The organism is Prevotella sp. (assembly GCF_051059605.1).
In the GTDB taxonomy this organism is placed as follows: domain Bacteria; phylum Bacteroidota; class Bacteroidia; order Bacteroidales; family Bacteroidaceae; genus Prevotella.
This window is the reverse complement of record NZ_CP050883.1, coordinates 2,896,448-2,914,208: the sequence shown is the minus strand read 5'-3', so window position 1 is coordinate 2,914,208 and position 17,761 is coordinate 2,896,448. Positions and strand designations below refer to the sequence as shown.

At 34.0% G+C, this 17,761-nt stretch carries 12 protein-coding genes; all 12 read right to left on the bottom strand.

Features of this window, described 5'->3' with window-relative positions; all coding sequences use genetic code 11:
• The gene (locus HEQ28_RS11375; RefSeq protein ID WP_434502511.1) at window positions 1–1,074 is read right to left on the bottom strand and encodes an HlyD family secretion protein; all 1,074 of its coding nucleotides are present in this window, start codon (window positions 1,072–1,074) and stop codon (window positions 1–3) included.
• A 14-nt stretch (window positions 1,075–1,088) separates the two neighbouring features.
• Window positions 1,089–2,405, bottom strand: a complete 1,317-nt coding sequence (locus HEQ28_RS11370) for a TolC family protein (protein ID WP_434502509.1) — start codon at window positions 2,403–2,405, stop codon at window positions 1,089–1,091.
• Between the two features lie 258 nt (window positions 2,406–2,663).
• Window positions 2,664–3,266 carry a TetR/AcrR family transcriptional regulator gene (locus tag HEQ28_RS11365; protein ID WP_434502507.1) on the bottom strand — a complete coding sequence of 201 codons (603 nt, stop codon included), beginning with the start codon at window positions 3,264–3,266 and terminating at the stop codon, window positions 2,664–2,666.
• 216 nt (window positions 3,267–3,482) lie between these two features.
• Complete coding sequence (locus HEQ28_RS11360) at window positions 3,483–5,285, bottom strand: MutS-related protein (protein WP_434502505.1); 1,803 nt, start codon at window positions 5,283–5,285, stop codon at window positions 3,483–3,485.
• A 145-nt stretch (window positions 5,286–5,430) separates the two neighbouring features.
• The gene (locus tag HEQ28_RS11355) at window positions 5,431–6,681 is read right to left on the bottom strand and encodes a nucleotide sugar dehydrogenase (protein WP_434502503.1); all 1,251 of its coding nucleotides are present in this window, start codon (window positions 6,679–6,681) and stop codon (window positions 5,431–5,433) included.
• A gap of 27 nt (window positions 6,682–6,708) precedes the next feature.
• A complete protein-coding gene (locus HEQ28_RS11350; RefSeq protein WP_434502502.1) occupies window positions 6,709–8,028 on the bottom strand; it encodes a glycosyltransferase family 2 protein in 1,320 nt (439 codons plus the stop codon).
• 10 nt (window positions 8,029–8,038) lie between these two features.
• Window positions 8,039–9,691, bottom strand: coding sequence for a TackOD1 domain-containing metal-binding protein (locus HEQ28_RS11345; RefSeq protein ID WP_434502500.1), 1,653 nt, complete (start codon window positions 9,689–9,691; stop codon window positions 8,039–8,041).
• Window positions 9,692–9,719: 28 nt separating this feature from the next.
• Window positions 9,720–10,871 carry a multidrug transporter gene (locus HEQ28_RS11340; RefSeq protein WP_434502498.1) on the bottom strand — a complete coding sequence of 384 codons (1,152 nt, stop codon included), beginning with the start codon at window positions 10,869–10,871 and terminating at the stop codon, window positions 9,720–9,722.
• Window positions 10,868–12,244, bottom strand: coding sequence for a hypothetical protein (locus tag HEQ28_RS11335; protein ID WP_434502497.1), 1,377 nt, complete (start codon window positions 12,242–12,244; stop codon window positions 10,868–10,870). Before HEQ28_RS11335 ends, HEQ28_RS11340 begins: the two co-directional genes overlap by 4 nt.
• A gap of 84 nt (window positions 12,245–12,328) precedes the next feature.
• Window positions 12,329–14,701, bottom strand: a complete 2,373-nt coding sequence (locus HEQ28_RS11330) for a hypothetical protein (RefSeq protein WP_434502495.1) — start codon at window positions 14,699–14,701, stop codon at window positions 12,329–12,331.
• Window positions 14,702–15,183: 482 nt separating this feature from the next.
• On the bottom strand, window positions 15,184–15,669 hold the full coding sequence (locus HEQ28_RS11325) for a hypothetical protein (protein WP_434502493.1): 486 nt from the start codon (window positions 15,667–15,669) through the stop codon (window positions 15,184–15,186).
• A 6-nt stretch (window positions 15,670–15,675) separates the two neighbouring features.
• On the bottom strand, window positions 15,676–17,715 hold the full coding sequence (locus HEQ28_RS11320) for an outer membrane beta-barrel protein (protein WP_434502491.1): 2,040 nt from the start codon (window positions 17,713–17,715) through the stop codon (window positions 15,676–15,678).
• Window positions 17,716–17,761 lie beyond the last annotated feature (46 nt).

The window sequence follows — 17,761 nt, the reverse complement described above, 5'->3', positions numbered from 1 at the left end:
TTACTTTGTTTTTACAGATACAACAGCATTCATTCCTGGAAGGAGTGGCTTGTTTTCGTTGTTCTTTGCAATCTTGATCCGTACTGGAATTCTCTGGGTTATTTTTATAAAGTTACCAGTTGCATTTTCAGCAGGTAATAAAGAGAATTTTGTGCTTGTAGCTGCACAAAAACTAGCAATCATACCTTTGAGTCTGAGTCCTGGATAAGCATCTATTTTGATTATAGCTTGTTGCCCAGCTTTCATATTCTCTAATTGTGTTTCTTTAAAATTTGCAGTAATCCAAATGTCAGATGTACTTATTAGGGAAGCAAGAGCTGTGCCTGAAGGAATGAACTGACCAGGCTCCACATTTTTCTTAGATATAATACCGTTGCATGGAGCTATTACAAAAGCATGCTTATATTGGTCTTTTGCGAGAGTGAGTTGAGCATAAGCCTGCTTGATATGAGCAAGAGCTTGCTTAAGTTGTGTATAATGGATATTAGTCTGCAGACGTGTAGTAGATTCTTGAGTAGCCATTGCATTAAACTGTTTATCAGAAGCTCTTTCCTGAGCCTGTGCTATCTGCCAAGTCGCTTTCATATTATCATAAGTCTGCTGGGTTGCAGCTCCTGACTTATACATTTTTTCTATTCTCTGAAAGTCTTTCTGTGCCTGCCAGACTTTTACCTTACCCTGAGATACATTCTCTTTAGCAGAACCAGCATTAAAATCAGCAGTGCTCTCCCCATACTTTGAAGCCAAAATCTGTTTCTTGCACGATTCAAGTTCAGTTTGTGCAGATGCCACCTGAGCCTCAGCTTGAATCATCTGAGATTTCAAGCCAACTGTGTCAAAAACTACGACCGTATCTCCTTTAGTAACTTTCTGATTATCCTGAAACATAACTTTAGTTACATATCCTGTTACAGATGTGCGTAACGGAATTATATTACCGTCAATATAAGCATCGTCGGTAGATTCCTGACTCCAATCATCATATGCCATTACAGATCCAGAACATATGATTACAACACCCACTGCTATCGCTGTAAACAACATCTTTTTTGATTTCATATTTAAAGCTTTCATTATCCTATTGTTTTTTAATTGTTCTTATTAAGTAAAGTTTTCATCTTAGCGCCATCCATCAAATATCCTATATTATGAATAGACTTATTTACCATTGCTTGAGCTTCATCATTGAGTTTGATTAGGTAATCTGTTAGCGTTATTGTACCGTTCCTCAATTGTATAGAAGCTACATCCTTTATATTAGAGCGTATTCTGATTATCTGATCATCACTATTTGCTAGCTCTTTATTTTTTGCTAGATTTATATTCAGATTATCAATCTGTCGATTCATCTCTATCTCATAAATCGATTTCTGATTACGCGCTATTTCTCTATCTATTTTTATTAAATTACGTTGATGCGTGTTACTATAAAATGCGTCAATATTCCAGGTTAACGAAACACCCACTATTCCCGAATAGTGGGTGGAGTAGTCCATCATATTAAGTCCTGGACGTCCATAATATCCATTAGCAAAAAGGGATAGTTTTGGAACATATTCCGTATTGAGTTCTTTCAGTTTGCAGTCTGCACTCATAATTTGAGTACCGAAAACTTTATAATCAGGTCGTGTAGAGAAATTGCGATCCACAATCTGTGTAGGCCCAGGCAATTCAAGGACGGAAGCTGTATCAATAGGCAATTGAGCAAAAGATGATAGCGCAAGATACTGCTGACATAATGACATACGGAACTCCGTTTCCTGTTGTCCTAACTGAATGATATTAGCCTCTATCTCCTGAATATCTGTTTTTAGCGAGATACCATTCAAAATGGCTGCTGATACATCTTTCTTTCTTAATTCAAGATCTGATCTTTTAAATTTAACGGCTTTTATCTGTTCTTTTGTTAAAAGAATGTTTTCAAACAAATTGTCGATATTCTCTTCAATTTGTAACATCTGAGACTTGATTTGATCAGTTCTTGTGCTACTATCCAGATTACTAATTTTCTTTTTTATAGAACCTATACCTCCATCATAAATTAGCTGAGAAACACCTACTCCACCTTGATATTGGAGTTTTTTCCCACTCCCCATATTGATACCAAACTTATCCTCAATATCCTTAGGAATACTAATTGCAGATATCTCTGACTGATATGAGCTCTTGGCTGAAAGAGAAATATGTGTGAGCCACTCTGAATCGATCACTTTACAAGACTCACTACTCTGTTGATTAATTAAATCCAATCTAGCGGCGTATGGATATTTCTGGTAAGCCGACTGGATTACTTGATCTAATGTGTAATGTTTGCAAGTCTGAGAGCAAGCAAACATTGGAAAAATAATTCCAGCAATTAACACAATCCATCTCCAGGAAGTGTTTTTTTCTTTAAACGCATTCATAACTTTATTTTCTATAACAATTTATTATCCTTTTTACTTTGTTTGCATCAGTCAAAATTGTTTATTCATATCCACTTTGATTGATTGGACGATGCAAAGGTATAACTCTAGTAATGCTTAAACAATACTTATTCGGTGAACATATATGATTATCTCAGTGAATTGCATATTAATTATGGGCACCTCATCGTTCATCATTTATGTTATACTATTATGTTCAACAAATTTGTTGGTTTTTGGGGCGAAAAAAAGTTATACCTATTTGGTTATAACTTGTTTTATAAGTTTCGGCAAACTCTTTCTAAGCGTTTTGCGATAACTCTCCCATTTATCTTGATTCCATCCAAAAATCATCATATATATAGGTCCAGCTATGAAAGGAAACATACAAAGACTAGATACTGTAATTACAAACTCCTCGATATCTTTAGTTTTTATTTCACCCTTCTGGTATGCCTCTTTCAGTTGATTTCTGAAATTTGTGCTACGTTTATTTTCAATTATCTTTTTAAAAAACTCAGGATCCTTTGAAGCTTCATGTAAACCAAAAATGAGCATATTAGGATTATTGAAAGCAAAGTCTACCTCTGTTTCAATATACTTTTTTACCTTTTCTTCAAAAGAGAAATCTGAGTTTAGATTTTCTTTGAAAGTCTTTATAAACTGGGCTATTACAGATTTCATCGTCTCATGCGTCAACATTTCTTTATCTCTGAAATAATAATGAAGCATAGATCTATTAATAGTTGCAAGATCAGCTATATCTTGCATACGTGCACCTTGAAGCCCATCTCTTAGAAAGATTTGCTTTGCAGCTTCAAGAATTCTTTGCTCAGTATTGTTATCTTTACTTTTAACCATAATTGTTCAACAAATTTGTTGATGCAAAGATATGTATTTTTTAGTATTGCACTTAATAAATTAGCGTTTTTAACACAAAAAAAAACTTTTAGCCCACTTATGTATCGCATTTTATGTGTTAGTATTATGGATAAAAGTATTGAATAAGATTAGTATTATTTTCTCCAATCTACACACTTAAAATATATAAGAAACAATAGTTTTAAATCGCTTCATTTACATCCCCTTAAGTATATTCTTCAAAAGGAAGGTCGCATTTTGATTTTTTGCCACACCTTTGGCTATCTTATAAGAATATGTAATGTCTGTCCCCAACTCTATTTCAAAACAATAATTATGGAAACGATCTGGATATACGTCCACCATCTTAGACAATTCCAAATCATGTGTTGCAATAACTCCTGTTACATTCTTACCTGAAATGTATTCAAGGAAAAGACGAGAACCATTTAACTTATCAAGTGAGTTTGTTCCTTTCAATATCTCGTCAAGAATGATTAACGTTGGACCACTCAGACTGCTGATTAACTGACGAAGACGTAGTAATTCGGCATTAAAGTAAGAAATACCATGAGTGAGATCATCAGTTGTACGCATGCTTGTGAATAGATTAAACTGCGATATTTTCAAATTGTCTGCAAATACAGACATTCCCATCATAGCTAAGATATAGTTTATTCCCAATGTACGTAAGAAAGTGCTTTTGCCAGCCATATTTGCACCAGTAATAATATAGTAGTTATGGTCCTTTATAAGGAAATCATTCTTTACGGCTGTTTCATCAAGGAATGGATGATATAAATTATGTGCCTCAAAAATAATTTTGTCATCATCAAGAATATCAGCACTATTTGCCTCAGGATGATTGAAACTGAATGTAGACATAGCCACAATTGCATCAACATCGCTTACAGTATCTATCCAAATGTCCATTTTCTCAACATAGGCATTTTGCCATTTCACGAACTTTCGAACGATAAATACATCCTTAAGGGCAACAGCGTTAGAAAAGAAAAACCATAAGTTATTTGTTCTTCTCTCAATATCAGCAAGTATACTTTCCATTTCCTTGAACGACGGTATAGCTTCTGTAAGCACACCTCCTCCATTAGCAAGATGATTAGATGTATAGTCGGTATCAGCCACATGTTGCATGAGCTTAACATAAGACACCAATTGCACATGCAGTTTATCCACTATTTTATATATTTCATGCAATGCCTTATGACATAATTTAATGGATATGAAGAAATTGACTAAAGCCAGCATTACCGGTATAACATAGTTTATAACGCCCGCTCCAGTTAGTATTAGCGATACTACGAAACATAGGGTGAGTATCCAAACTATCCAAGGAAGGAATGACGAAGCAAAGAAACCAGACACAATAAAACTTTTAACAGACTTTACCGCCCGTAGTATTGCATCAGAATCAATATCTTTTCCTACGCCCAAAGACATAAATTTCATACGCCAACCAACCTTATCATCAGCAGCAAGTTCAATAATAGCTTCATGATATTGCGTAAGCGCTTCTACCGAAGAGTGTGGTCTTACTGTAGACATGAACTTAGCCAAACGCTTGTTGCCACCCGAAGTAACAGTTCTATTTATTCTATTGAAGAGTGAATCTGTGCCGAAACAATCAAGGTCAAAAGTAAAAGGATGACGCGCATCAACATATTTTTCTCCATTATCAAAACAAGAAAAATCGCCATTAATAGCCATAATCTCATGTTTATATACTAAATCAAGAGATTCTTTAATATCTATCTTGGCATTATTCTTAACGTCAGCATATCTTATGCCAACATAAGCCAAGATACTAATTAAAGCCATAGCGATAAACACCAATCCAAAATCAGTAATCGTGAAGAGAACCAAAAATCCTATAAATAGTAGAAAAGTCAACACTTCACCCAATATGAATCCACGGCTTTTATGTTTCAACGTGTTTATTTCATTCACAAACTCATCATGCTTGCCGCTATATAATGTCAGTATCTTTTGTTTTTCCATAATACAAAAATACGAATAAAGTTTCGGCTATGCTGCATTTTGAATATACTTTTAACATTTATATTATACCAATCTATAAACCTTATTTGACTATTATTTCGCCAAAACAGGACTAAAATGTCCAATCTTGGCGAAATAGCGGATATCAAATATGCTTCAGAGTATATACTTTTCCACCCTTTTTCAACCATTTTTGGGGTTTTCTGAATATGGAATGCGATGTGCAAACAACTACTGCGTCATATCCTTCATTAGACAAAGAGTCCTCATCCGTTTCTACATCTACACCATATTCGCCCCTAACCTTATCTGCATTTACATGAGGATCATAAATAGTGACGTGATGTGTATATCGATGAATCATCTCATAAATATCATAAGCTCGCGTATTACGAATGTCTTGACAATTAGCTTTAAAAGAAAATCCTAACAAAAGCACTTTACTCTTACCAACACTTAAACCACGAGATTTTATATCTACGATAACATGCCGTGCGAATTTCGGTGCCATCTTACTATTTACACGACGCGCGGCTTTAAGCAAAGTTGGATTATATCCTGCAGAAGAAGCGCGGTCTATCATATAATATGGATCAACTGCGATGCAGTGTCCACCTACGAATCCAGGATTCATCTTCACATAATTCCATTTCGTTGCAGCACCTTTGTTTGCCTCGTCAAAATCAACATCTAATGTCTGACAAATTCCAAGCATTTCATTAGCGTATGCTATTAAAACGTCACGTTGACAATTTTCCATCATCTTACATGTTTCAGCAACCTTTATTGAAGATGCCTTATATGTACCATTTTGCAAAACAGATCTATAAAGCCTGTCTACGAAAGTAGCAGCTTTAGGAGTTGAACCAGAAGTAACTTTCTTTGTATTTGCTACAGAATGTGCCTTATCACTTGGATTAATACGTTCTGGCGAATATCCCACAAAAAAATCCTCATTATATTTCAATCCAGATGATTTTTCCAATCGTGGAACACACTCTTCTTCTGTCATTCCAGGCCATACTGTTGACTCATAAATAACTATATTACCTGGTGAGAGTACCGAACCTAAATCAACAGAAGACTGATAAAGCAACGTTGGATCGGCTTTCAACTTCTTATCAGCGGGAGTTGGCACGGCAACTATATAAACATTACAATCTGCCACATCGCTCTGTAATGATGTAAGACTCAAACTTCCGGAATAGAGCAAATTCTTAACTAGATCAATATTAACATCAATATCGCCAATTTTCCCTATATTAAGATTTTTAACTTTATACGCATCAATATCATACCCTATCACTTTAAATTTCTTAGCGAAAAGACATGCAAGCGGGAAACCAACATATCCTAAACCTATTACTGCAATTTTAATGTTGTTTTTTCTAATCATAGTAAATATTATTTATAAAAAGACTAATTATTTTCTTTCAAGTTTAGCATATCGTGAAGTTTTTTCTGGATTCCACGGATCATCATATGATCTGAAGAAAAAGAATTCCTGCAACTGAGCAACAGAGCGAACAAGCCTAAGAAAATATCCTGAATATGGAGACATCAAAGGCATAAACCTAACAAGATTGAACTCCTGCCTGGCACGCTCAGAAGTTATCATTATCAATCCAAATCCAAACAAATCGAAACACAGACGTATAAAATACCCTAATAGAGCCACTTCTATTATGTGTTCATTAAATGTCCATAATAAATTTATAATATAAAACACCCATACAAAATTCAAAACACAGTCAAACATAATACTTTCCATATTTGACAACCAGTTCAAGAATGACCAGTTTTTGGTTGGAAGTAAAATATCCAAATGCTTACGTAATCTGAATCTTACTAATGAACGTGACCATCTAATACGCTGATGAAAAAGTTTATACCACTTTGTAGGAACATTAGTCATACATATTGCGTCATTAGCAAACACCACATGGTATCCAGCCTTACGAAGTTTCTGCGTAATATCACCATCAAGTCCTGGACCAATATCCCAAAATCCGAATGTACGTAATGCTTTTGTTTCAAAAGCACCAAAAGCACCAGATATAATGTGATAGATACCAAAAAAAGACGTAACGGTTCTTCCAACCTGAATACGTTTTAAATATTCAATCGATTGAAGTGACGTACAGATGGAATCTTTAATATTTCTAACTTTTACACATCCTCCAACACCCTTAACCTTATCGTCAAGATAAAACGGAAGTAGAATATTTTCTATGGCTTCAATATCAAGAGATGAATCTGCATCAAGATGCACAATATACTTTCCTCTTGAAACATTAGCTCCCATATTTGCAGCACTAGCCTTACCTCCTCTAACATTCATTCTTATATATTTGTCTATAAGATTGGCCTTTTCTAAATCGGCACATATATATGGTGTAAAATCATTAGATCCGTCATCAATTATAATTACTTCGTAGTTTTTGTAAGTTTGTTCTGCAAGTGATTTTACTAGTTTATAAATGTGATTCCCCTCATTCTTTCCTGGCACAATTATTGATACCAATGGATTTTCTTTGTACAACCTAAACCTAGCAAAAGCTTTTTGCTTTTGGATTTTTTTCTGATGCAGATTTATATAAAACATAACTGCATATTCAACAATGTAATACCTTGGTAACTCAATAAATATAAGAAACCAATATGTATTTACTATGCTGGATAATGACAGATGTTGAAGATATGCCACAAATGTGTCAAGAAAATCAAAGAATTCATTAAACATCTACTTGTTTTTATTTTATCCACAAATATCGACCAATAATAGCTGCCAAAGCCGCAACAGCAAGCATTACAAGCCAAGAAAAATAATCGAAAGATTTTTTGTTTTTTATTTCTATATCATGTATTTTAGGTATATCTGCAGTTACAGAAGCATCACTAATCTTTTTATTAGTACCTAAAAAATGTTTTATAACAGCTTCAGGAGTTGAAATATTTATTGGGTGCTCTGCTTCTTCAAAAGTCGTTACATGATCAGCTTGATTAGGTACTAATTCCAAATGTTGCATAAATATATTAATATCTGTTGTTTTATCTCCAACTACTTCAAATATATAATGCTGAGTATGACCGGGTTCTATATAAGCAGCAAGTACCTTGGTACCATCAACAATCTTTTTTTTGAACTCATCAAGTTGTTTCTGCCCCTCTCCATTATAGATTGTACAGTTTATATATACAATATGTCGTGTGGAAGCAATCTTGTTCGTGGGAAACAAGCGGCATGTAGTAGCCACCACGTCATCTGTTATCACAGTGGTACGTCCATTTTCATCCAAAGCCCAAATTTTAGCTAAAGCAAGTCCAATAATTTGGTCGTTGTTTACTTTCTTATCAATTAGTAGTTTAAGTCTATTCCTGAATGAATAGAAACTCATATAATTATCAAAGTATGAGTTTATGGAATATAACGAATACAATAAATGTGCTATATTTTCGACCCCTTGAGGAGTAATCTCAAATTCATATATGTCGTGAGGAACAAGTTCCTTCACATCTGTCTCTGTTTCGCAATATGTACAGGAAGCTTTTGTCGTAGGAGAAATAAATGTATTACCACAATTGTCACAAGAATAAAGACTTGCAGGACGATCATAGTCTACGCCAATATGGTGCAATCTTTCGTGACATTTTGGGCATACCAACTGTCCTCCTAAATTATAAGTATTTTCTGCCGATATATTAGCACAGGAAAAATGATGTATCATCTGTTCTATATGCAATGCTGAGCTACCACATTTAGGACAAGTCTCATAATAAAGAAGATGAGAATGTTGGCATTTAGGACAAAGATGTATCTTGTTTACAAAACGCAAAGGACGAAAAATACCTTTCTCATAATTAGTCTGCTCAAAAGAAAAGTGCTCACGCAGATGATAATAGCCTAAGTTATGGAAAAGTTCAAGTAACGGATACGAATATCCTGTAGCAGATTTTTCTAAAAGTTCAGGTTTCATTATAAAATCGTTGCGTGATATTTTATATCTGTATATACGCAAAAAGATATCACTTGACGTATTTATGAACTCGTCTTCAGGCATAATCCTCTTCTCCTTTATATTTCTAAGTATATCTTCTATGCTTGAAGCGACATCAGCTGTAGTAGGGTTATCAATAAAACCATCTATGACATAATCATGCAACCCCAATTTTCCTTTTAGCGTCTTACTGACAAAAAGTGGAAGATATGAAGTTTCATTGCATGTCACAGGATTAATACGTTTTAATATTGCTTTTACCAAATGCTTATTAGACATATTAATATAGACGGCATCAAAAGAACCGTAATAAAAATATGATTTATCTGAGAAATCAACAAAATTCGTTATTATCGCTATCTTGCGACCATAAGAGTTTGTATATATTTTAAATCCGTCAACATTCATTATTCATTTCTCCTCTAGTATGATCATTTTACTTTTGTTTTGAAGACTTATAAAGTACAGAACCACCATCACCCGTAAACATAAATTGTCGGTCACTAAACGGCTTTCCACGATCTTTCAACTTGTTCACACGAATTCTGACAGGCAAATTATTATTAAGAACCCAATAAGGTACTATCTGTCCTTTGTCAAAATTAAGGTATGCAATTACAGCGTCTATATCATGCGAAAAGTTGCTTAAAAGATGTTTGGGGATATCCTCAACTCGGAGTCCAAGCAGTTTAACATGAGCTTTAACTATTATATCCTTATTCACAAGAACATCGACTTCACTTGCTTTACTAATATAATCTACTTTATCACTAGGCACATAAACCATTACACCAAGATTAGCTATACTGAAATTTGAATACTGCATAGACATAATTTCTTCTGTCTTAAACAAGACAGTACTAGCAGGAACTTTTATATCTGTGATAATGCCACTATCTGGAGCACATGTATACATAACCAAAGATCCGTTATATCTTTTACCTTCAGGCGAATAAGGCATACCAGCACGATCACGATCATACCCACTACCTTGCATGTATTGTTTGGTGTTACTAACGGCTCTATTATATATAGCAACAGTAGCAATCTGTCTTCTTATTTCGGTTTTAGTTTCCTCAATTTGTGCTTTCAAATCGTTTTGCGCTGTATTGTTGGTAAGTCCATAATAAATATCATTACTTTCACTTCTCATCTGCTTTTGTAATTCATCTAATTTTGTCCGCAATACGGGAATCTGCTGTTTAGCTAACTGAGCTTGCATTTTCATATCAGCAGTTTCCTTTATAACTGCTGGGCGATGATTAACATCATATTGCCCTATGATATTATTCAGCAAAACATAAGAATAAAGAGTATCACCAGGATTAACATGTTCTCCAACTTTCTTATTTAGTCGCAAGACATAAATATCATCAAGGGCTCTCACATGATTTTGATCTATTTTTATGTATCCGTCATATTGCTCGTAAATGATTCTATTGACTACATATATTCCAAAAACAATTAATAGAAACAAAAAGAAACAAGAAAAAATCAGCTGCTGTTTAGCTAATTTCGTCTTTTGATAACGAAGCATTTCTCGAGCATCTTCCTGCTGTGGATCAGTATCATAGTTAAAGCTATTCATAGTTCCACCTCCTTTGTTAAGTACGTTATATCTATGCCTATCGTTTTCTCTATGTTTATTAAAGCCAATTGCCTATTCATCATCAAATGAAATAGACGTTCTGTCCCCTTCAGCAATTGGTTATATTCTTCCATTCTAAGTATATAATTATATCTGTTTTGATTTTGCAGATATGTTCTTTTACGCATCTCTAAATATTTCTTTAACTGGGTTATATGCGTAGCCTCAACATTGACAGATTTATTCAATTTGTCAATAATATAAAGTTGCTGAAAACATAAACTTTTCAGTTGATCATTATCAGTAATACGCTGCAATTGCAGTAATGCACTCTGTGTATCAATAGAATGCAGCTTGCTTTTTGACTGACTCCAAAGAGGAATAGTAAATCTAACCCCCATATCTAGATTCTTGCTCAGTCTATCACTACTATTCCAATAAGAAGAAACTCTAAAGAATGGAGTCAATCTTGCATTGGAAAGATAATTTGTAAGTTGTTTGCGATTTTCAAGCACCTTTTGATTAGCTGTTATGATTTTAGAGCCAATGTTGTCATTAACAAGATTTAACAAAGCTAAAGTATCAACAACAAGCAATGTAGGTTTCATTATAAACAGAGATTGATTATCTAAGTTCATTGTAACAAATGACTGTGATAGTTGATATTCCAAATCTATTTTGTCATTCATAACATCCATCATTTTATCTGTAGACACTCTATCTTGTTCAAGCATGAGTTGAAAAGCTTCATTTAGTATATCAAGATTTTTCAATCTATGACTCATTGTTACAGCTAAATAATAATTATACAATTCTATTATTTTATTCTGACGATCGTCAAAAACATGATCATTTTGCTTTTTGTATTGCAAAAGTCTGTCTACATCGTTTTCATAAAGAACCTGTTTAGTTTTGGTTTTCTTTTGATAAAACTTACTATTTATAAAATCCCAACCGATTTCAGCTTGCGCTTTTGCTTTATATGAAGAAACGTCATCATCATCACTTATATGAAAAGAGTTGTCTAAGCGTCCGTAAATCTGTCCTGTAACTTCCAATCCATTATTTTGCAACATGGATTTTATATCATAGTTGCCTTTAGCTTTATAAAGTGAATCAAGAATTTTATTATAGTTTGACATATCTTTTGTGGCAGCGTAAGGAGAAATTACAACTTTGGCATTTTTAAACAAATGTTCAAGTTCGTCAAAACGCTTATTAAAATGCTTTAATACATTTTTGTTTTTAAGATTGCCATAAACCAACATCTTGGGTCTGTATCCATTGCTATTGTCCATTTGGGCATCAGCAAATTGGAAAAGAAATGACGTTAGTATGACTGTAAACAATGTTTTTACAGTATTATTATTCATTTACTTAAATTCAATTAGAAGAAAATTCAACTCGAGAACATTATCCATTAATGTTCTCGAGTTAGGCATATATCATTAAGGGTACTATTCTACCAACTTGAACACTTGCAGGCAATCACGTCCGTAAGCAACATAAATATAACCGTCAGCCAAAGTTACATAATTTGCTGATTTAACCATCTTTCGCTGTGCAACAACCTTATGACTTGTCTTGTCAAGTATTATTAGTCCATAAGAACCATAAGCAAGATAAATATATTTGCTATCAAAAGCTGCACCATTGCAATAAGCCTTATAAACACCCTTAGAAGTGGTTATTTTTTCTGGTTGGTAGCTCCATGACAACGTACCATTCTCAAACACCTTCAATCCGTCACGACCTGTACATAAATAAAGTTTGCTGCCATCAATAAGAACAACATTCTTACCATTATTTGGTTGAATATCTGCAGCATTAGTTATTTCGGTCAAAGGAGTTGCTAATTTATAGTCTGAAGTTGCATAAGTTTGAATATTAGCCTTTATTGCTTCATCAGCATTTTGTGCCGCTTTTGCAAGATAAGCTGTTACCATTGTATTGCCATTGATATCAATGAACTTAGCCTTACCAGGAAGTTTTGTTACACTTTCAGGAACAAGTGTAGCTGCATCATATACACGATAACCAGATGTAGTCATAACCTCTATATGACTTCCATTTACAGCAACACAATTACCATCACCATCAACAGTCGTATCATTATCTATCGCTGCATATTTTTTAGATCCCTTAAGACTAAAGATGTTTAAAGGTTTTGCTGTTCCCATTTCCGTAACAGAATCCTTTGTGTTCATAAGTCCATCATGTGTCAAATCAATATATGCAATCATACCACCCTTTTTCTTTGAGTTACCAGCAGCATAAATACGTCCAAATTTACCTCCATTAGGATTTATTGTCAAAGAATTATAATCAAGTTCGTTATTATGATCACGAACAAATTGTAACAATTGAGTTTTATTGTTAGTGGTATTCAATACTTCAAGACACCCACTCTGTCCTGTACCACGCTGATGATAAGAAACATAAACATTCCCATTATATGCCTTAACACATGTGGCAGAAACATCATGAGTATGGTCATTGTTTACCTCGGCTATAACATCTATAGTAGGAGATGTTGGATCTGTTGTAGGTATTGAAGGATCAGGATTATAACCAGGACTACAATCTGTCTTTGCTATCTTTATATTTGCAGGTATATTATCTTCATCATGAATATTAACAACGGTACCTCCATCAAAAGAGAATTCGTTAAATGCCATAGCAATCTCGTCATTATTGTTAACCAGACGAGCAAAAGAAGCACAGTCTACAGCTATTGTAGAGCCACTACCTGGAGTCTGAAATAAATACACGCGTTGAACATCACCGCCTGCATTCCAGATCATCTTTGCAGCCTTAACGACAGCTATAGCTTTGTCGCCTTCAAGAACGAATTTAGCATCATTGCCATTATTAAGGTTCGTATATGTTCCTGCACAGTTAATATAGGCTCCGTTTTCCAACTGTATTGTACTTGCCGCTGTCTGGTAAAGGCTTGCACATTCTACATAATTTGCATAAAGCACAACGTTGTTACTATTAAGTCTTAATTCGCCAGAAGTCTTAATTGAGCAATCGCTGACAAATTTACAACTATTTTGTAATGTAATGGCTGGAGCTGTAAACGATCCACCAACATGGATATTACCATCCAGTTGTGATGCGGCATCAGCAACTGTAACGTTTCCTATAACGTTTACACGTTCATTTTGATTTGATTCCCATCCTTTAGTATTTAGGTAACCACCAACGTATACCTTGCCTTCACATTTGAATGTTTGTGTAGGAATATCCAAATTACCAGCATTGTAGAGAATCTCATTACCGCCAATGTAGAATTTGCTAGCAGTCGTTGTTAGTGTACCATAATTGTAAACAGTAACACCTCCATTATTAAATAATGTTCCTTCACTATGGTTTAGATTTAAAGAACCACCTTTCAAAATATAGATTGTACCTGAGCCCCAAACATTGGTAAGAGTCATATCTCCGGAAATATAATAAGTTTTATCTCCAAGCCCAAGTTGACCACTATATGTTTTACCAGAAGCTAGATAAACAGACTTACTGTCTGTATCAACAGCTCCCCAACTCTTGACAACCTTTGTAAAATCAGCAGCATCATTTGGGACAGACGGTACAGAAGGCATGTCTGTGATAAGACCAAGAGATAGTGTTGTGTAATTCACAGCACGAGTTCCAGGTGACTTAAAATTAAGCACCCTGTCAGACAATGAAGAACCAGAAGAAGTTTCCACCGACAATCCAGTAATATTTGGATTAAGCGTTTCTTCCTTTACTGAGTCATCATTAGAACATGAGGTGAAGCCCAATACGGCCACACCTAATAATAGCAGTTTAAAGTTTTGCATTTGTAAAATTATTAGTCTAAGAAATCTATCGTCTTTATATACTCTAAAATTTAGTCGTCTTGCAATGTTAAGAAAAAAATGCATACAATATATAAGTTTGCACTATGTATTAACATTTATTATATTTATTTTTGCCTTAGTTAACGCTATAACTTGCAAAAAAAGAATTTAAACTAGCATTATATTTAATTTATCAAACATTATTCTAAAAGCAACAAAGCAACACCTGTTAATAAAACTTCTTTATTATCAACTCGTCAAAACACATACCTAATATAATTAACAAATATACTGAAACCGCTATTATATGAACACATACAAATACTAAGCAGCAATTATTAAACATTATCATATAGAGTTTTAATGTCAACAGAATTGTGAGTGTATTAATTTAATATTTGTGAAATATAAAAATAAATATTCCATATCTGAACTTTTAACTTTTTTTCCAAAAATTTCCATAAATTCATTTTTAACACATATTAAAAGTAATTCTGACGATGTTTACACGGTTTCCATTCATTAACATTACGAATTATGCGAGTTACAGCATGTTTGTAATCCTGTGGATAGAAAAAAGTAAGAACATAACGACGATGCCTATAAACAATATTATGTGAATGATAGCAATAACCTGAATAACTATTTAAGTTTCCTGATGATATAGACTCTTTGTAAACATCTGTGGACGATCTTACATATAAAATCTTTAATTCTAAGACCATATTTATATCATTGGCATGATATCCAAATCTTACACAACAAATTCCGTCATTACAGCTTTCTTGGCTAAAAAAAGAAGGATATTGGAAACTGCAGCCCATATCAGGATCTATATAGGTCTTAAATTCGGCATAATTGATTTCTTCCTGAAATATATCCTTGAAGTTTCTTTCATCTTTTCTCGGCGTGTTTATAGCAAAACAAGCTGTAATGAAAATGATAAGAACAAGAAGTATCTTTTTCATCTTTTATTATAATATACCAGTTTGAGTATCTTTGTTTTTCATTTTTCTTTGTATGTCTTGGAATCTTTTACCATGACTTAGTTTCCAGGCAAAATTTATGGTAACCATATTCCCGTTATCACTGCTATGCATTATCATTGACTTCTTTATGTATTTATCCACAAGTTCAGCATGGTTTATCTTGGGATTATTTTGAAATGGGTGTTGCAAGTATATTGACAAGTCACACTTACCAATATGATATGAACATGCTATATCTGTTGTGCCAGCATCTTTGTTCCATGTTTCGCCTTCCATAAACTTCCAACCGTTATCTGCATTTGCAGTAATTGTGAAAGCCCCCAAATAAAACTGTATGCGCCCTCCCATATTATACGAAGTGAGCATATGCGTGTAGTTCTCTCCATAATTTAAGAAACGATATACTCCAGCGTATGCAGAAAGCGAAATGACATTTTGAATTATGTCATACCTTGTTGAGTTTTGCAAGATAAGCATATTGATAGCATGCTGATTTTTCTGTGTGTATAAAAATTGGTCACCGCCCGTTCTAGTATAATATGCTAAATTCGGGTTTGAATTCATTCTATATTCAATATCTGTATTGCTATTAAATCTTTTTGTGCTATATGCTAGTCTTAAGGTATGAGTAGTAACTCTATTTGGTTCAAGATTTGAATTTCCAACTGTCCATTCTCTACTATTCTCGCGTATTTTAGTATCGCTGATCATTGCTATTTTAGATATATGCTCATAAATCTCGAAGCTATAATTCACCATCAAATTCTTGTTTAGCGAATAACTTATGGTAGCTTTTGGACGCATCAACCAATAGTTATACCCGTTTTTCCCCTGATTATATCTTTGATTTGAAATTCCAAACCCTCCCACATATCCCAGTTTATCCCAATGCCCTCTCAGTTCTCCGAAAATATATGTTCCATAGTTGTGCATTCTGTTTGTTGTATCTACACTGCCACTATATTTGTTTTTGGTGTATTTTATATTATTGCGTATTCCAGCAGATACTGTGACAGAATTTAATATGTTTTCATATATTGCCTCAGACATCATTGACCAAGTATTTCCATTTGTGGTATATTCATAAGGGCTCCCCTCGTCGTTGTAGTTGTACTCATTTGTAGAAATAGCAGTACCAACAAAATTTGCAGTGATGTTTTGATGATTACCAAGCTTATGAAAGAAATAAATATCAACGGCTGGTGACTTTACGTTTCCATTGTTCCTTGTTTCAGATATATATTCGTTTACATTGTCGGTTATAAGTCTTTTGTTATAGTCTCCAGGCGTATGTTCAAAATTAGCCGACAATGATGTCTGGAAAACATACGAAGCAGAATCAGCGAGGTTATATTTTAGTTCAAATGTATGTTCGATATTACGCGAACGTGAATCTATGTCATCGCGTGAAATGATGTAGTTTGAACCATCATTAAGCGTATATTGGGCTTTTTCATCATATATGTTTCCTCTAAAATCATTATATGATAAATTATAAGTCAGTCCTAGTTCTGAATTTTTATGGTTAATCTTTGCGTAACCGCTATAGATACCACTTCTTGCAGTTAAAGATTGCGTCATATCTGTACCAACCGTGTAGCCAGACTCATCACGCCGTGTGATAATATTGATGACGTAGGCAACTCCTTCTCCGTATCTAACTCCTGGTTTATCAATAAAATCGATGCTTATTATATTCTCTGGATTTACAGCCAACATGTCTTCTTTTGTCGCAATAACGTTGTTTATGCGTACTTGCACGTCTCCCTGATTGCCTAAGGCTGTTATTGAATGTTTTGTCTCGTCAATTCTTATATATGGAAGTCCTAGTTTGCCAAGCATACTGTATCCATTAGTCGCAGCTTTTCGTTGCGATTCTGTTGGTATGATAATCATTCCGTTAGCTTTGTTTACAATTCTGGAAGCGTTAACGGTTACTTCGTTCAGATTGATTTCTTTTGTGTTTTGCGCATTCAGAACATTAAAAGAGAATGCAAACATAATCAAAATACAAGTTTTTTTCATCTTTGCGTTTTAAATTTTCACACAAAGATAATGAAACACTAAAAAA

Coding starts and splice junctions, on each gene's coding strand:
- HEQ28_RS11375 (WP_434502511.1), bottom strand. CDS start 1,074: ATGAAAGCTTTAAATATGAAATCAAAAAAGATGTTGTTTACAGCGATA.
- HEQ28_RS11370 (WP_434502509.1), bottom strand. CDS start 2,405: ATGAATGCGTTTAAAGAAAAAAACACTTCCTGGAGATGGATTGTGTTA.
- HEQ28_RS11330 (WP_434502495.1), bottom strand. CDS start 14,701: ATGCAAAACTTTAAACTGCTATTATTAGGTGTGGCCGTATTGGGCTTC.
- HEQ28_RS11340 (WP_434502498.1), bottom strand. CDS start 10,871: ATGAATAGCTTTAACTATGATACTGATCCACAGCAGGAAGATGCTCGA.
- HEQ28_RS11360 (WP_434502505.1), bottom strand. CDS start 5,285: ATGGAAAAACAAAAGATACTGACATTATATAGCGGCAAGCATGATGAG.
- HEQ28_RS11335 (WP_434502497.1), bottom strand. CDS start 12,244: ATGAATAATAATACTGTAAAAACATTGTTTACAGTCATACTAACGTCA.
- HEQ28_RS11365 (WP_434502507.1), bottom strand. CDS start 3,266: ATGGTTAAAAGTAAAGATAACAATACTGAGCAAAGAATTCTTGAAGCT.
- HEQ28_RS11325 (WP_434502493.1), bottom strand. CDS start 15,669: ATGAAAAAGATACTTCTTGTTCTTATCATTTTCATTACAGCTTGTTTT.
- HEQ28_RS11355 (WP_434502503.1), bottom strand. CDS start 6,681: ATGATTAGAAAAAACAACATTAAAATTGCAGTAATAGGTTTAGGATAT.
- HEQ28_RS11320 (WP_434502491.1), bottom strand. CDS start 17,715: ATGAAAAAAACTTGTATTTTGATTATGTTTGCATTCTCTTTTAATGTT.
- HEQ28_RS11345 (WP_434502500.1), bottom strand. CDS start 9,691: ATGAATGTTGACGGATTTAAAATATATACAAACTCTTATGGTCGCAAG.
- HEQ28_RS11350 (WP_434502502.1), bottom strand. CDS start 8,028: ATGTTTAATGAATTCTTTGATTTTCTTGACACATTTGTGGCATATCTT.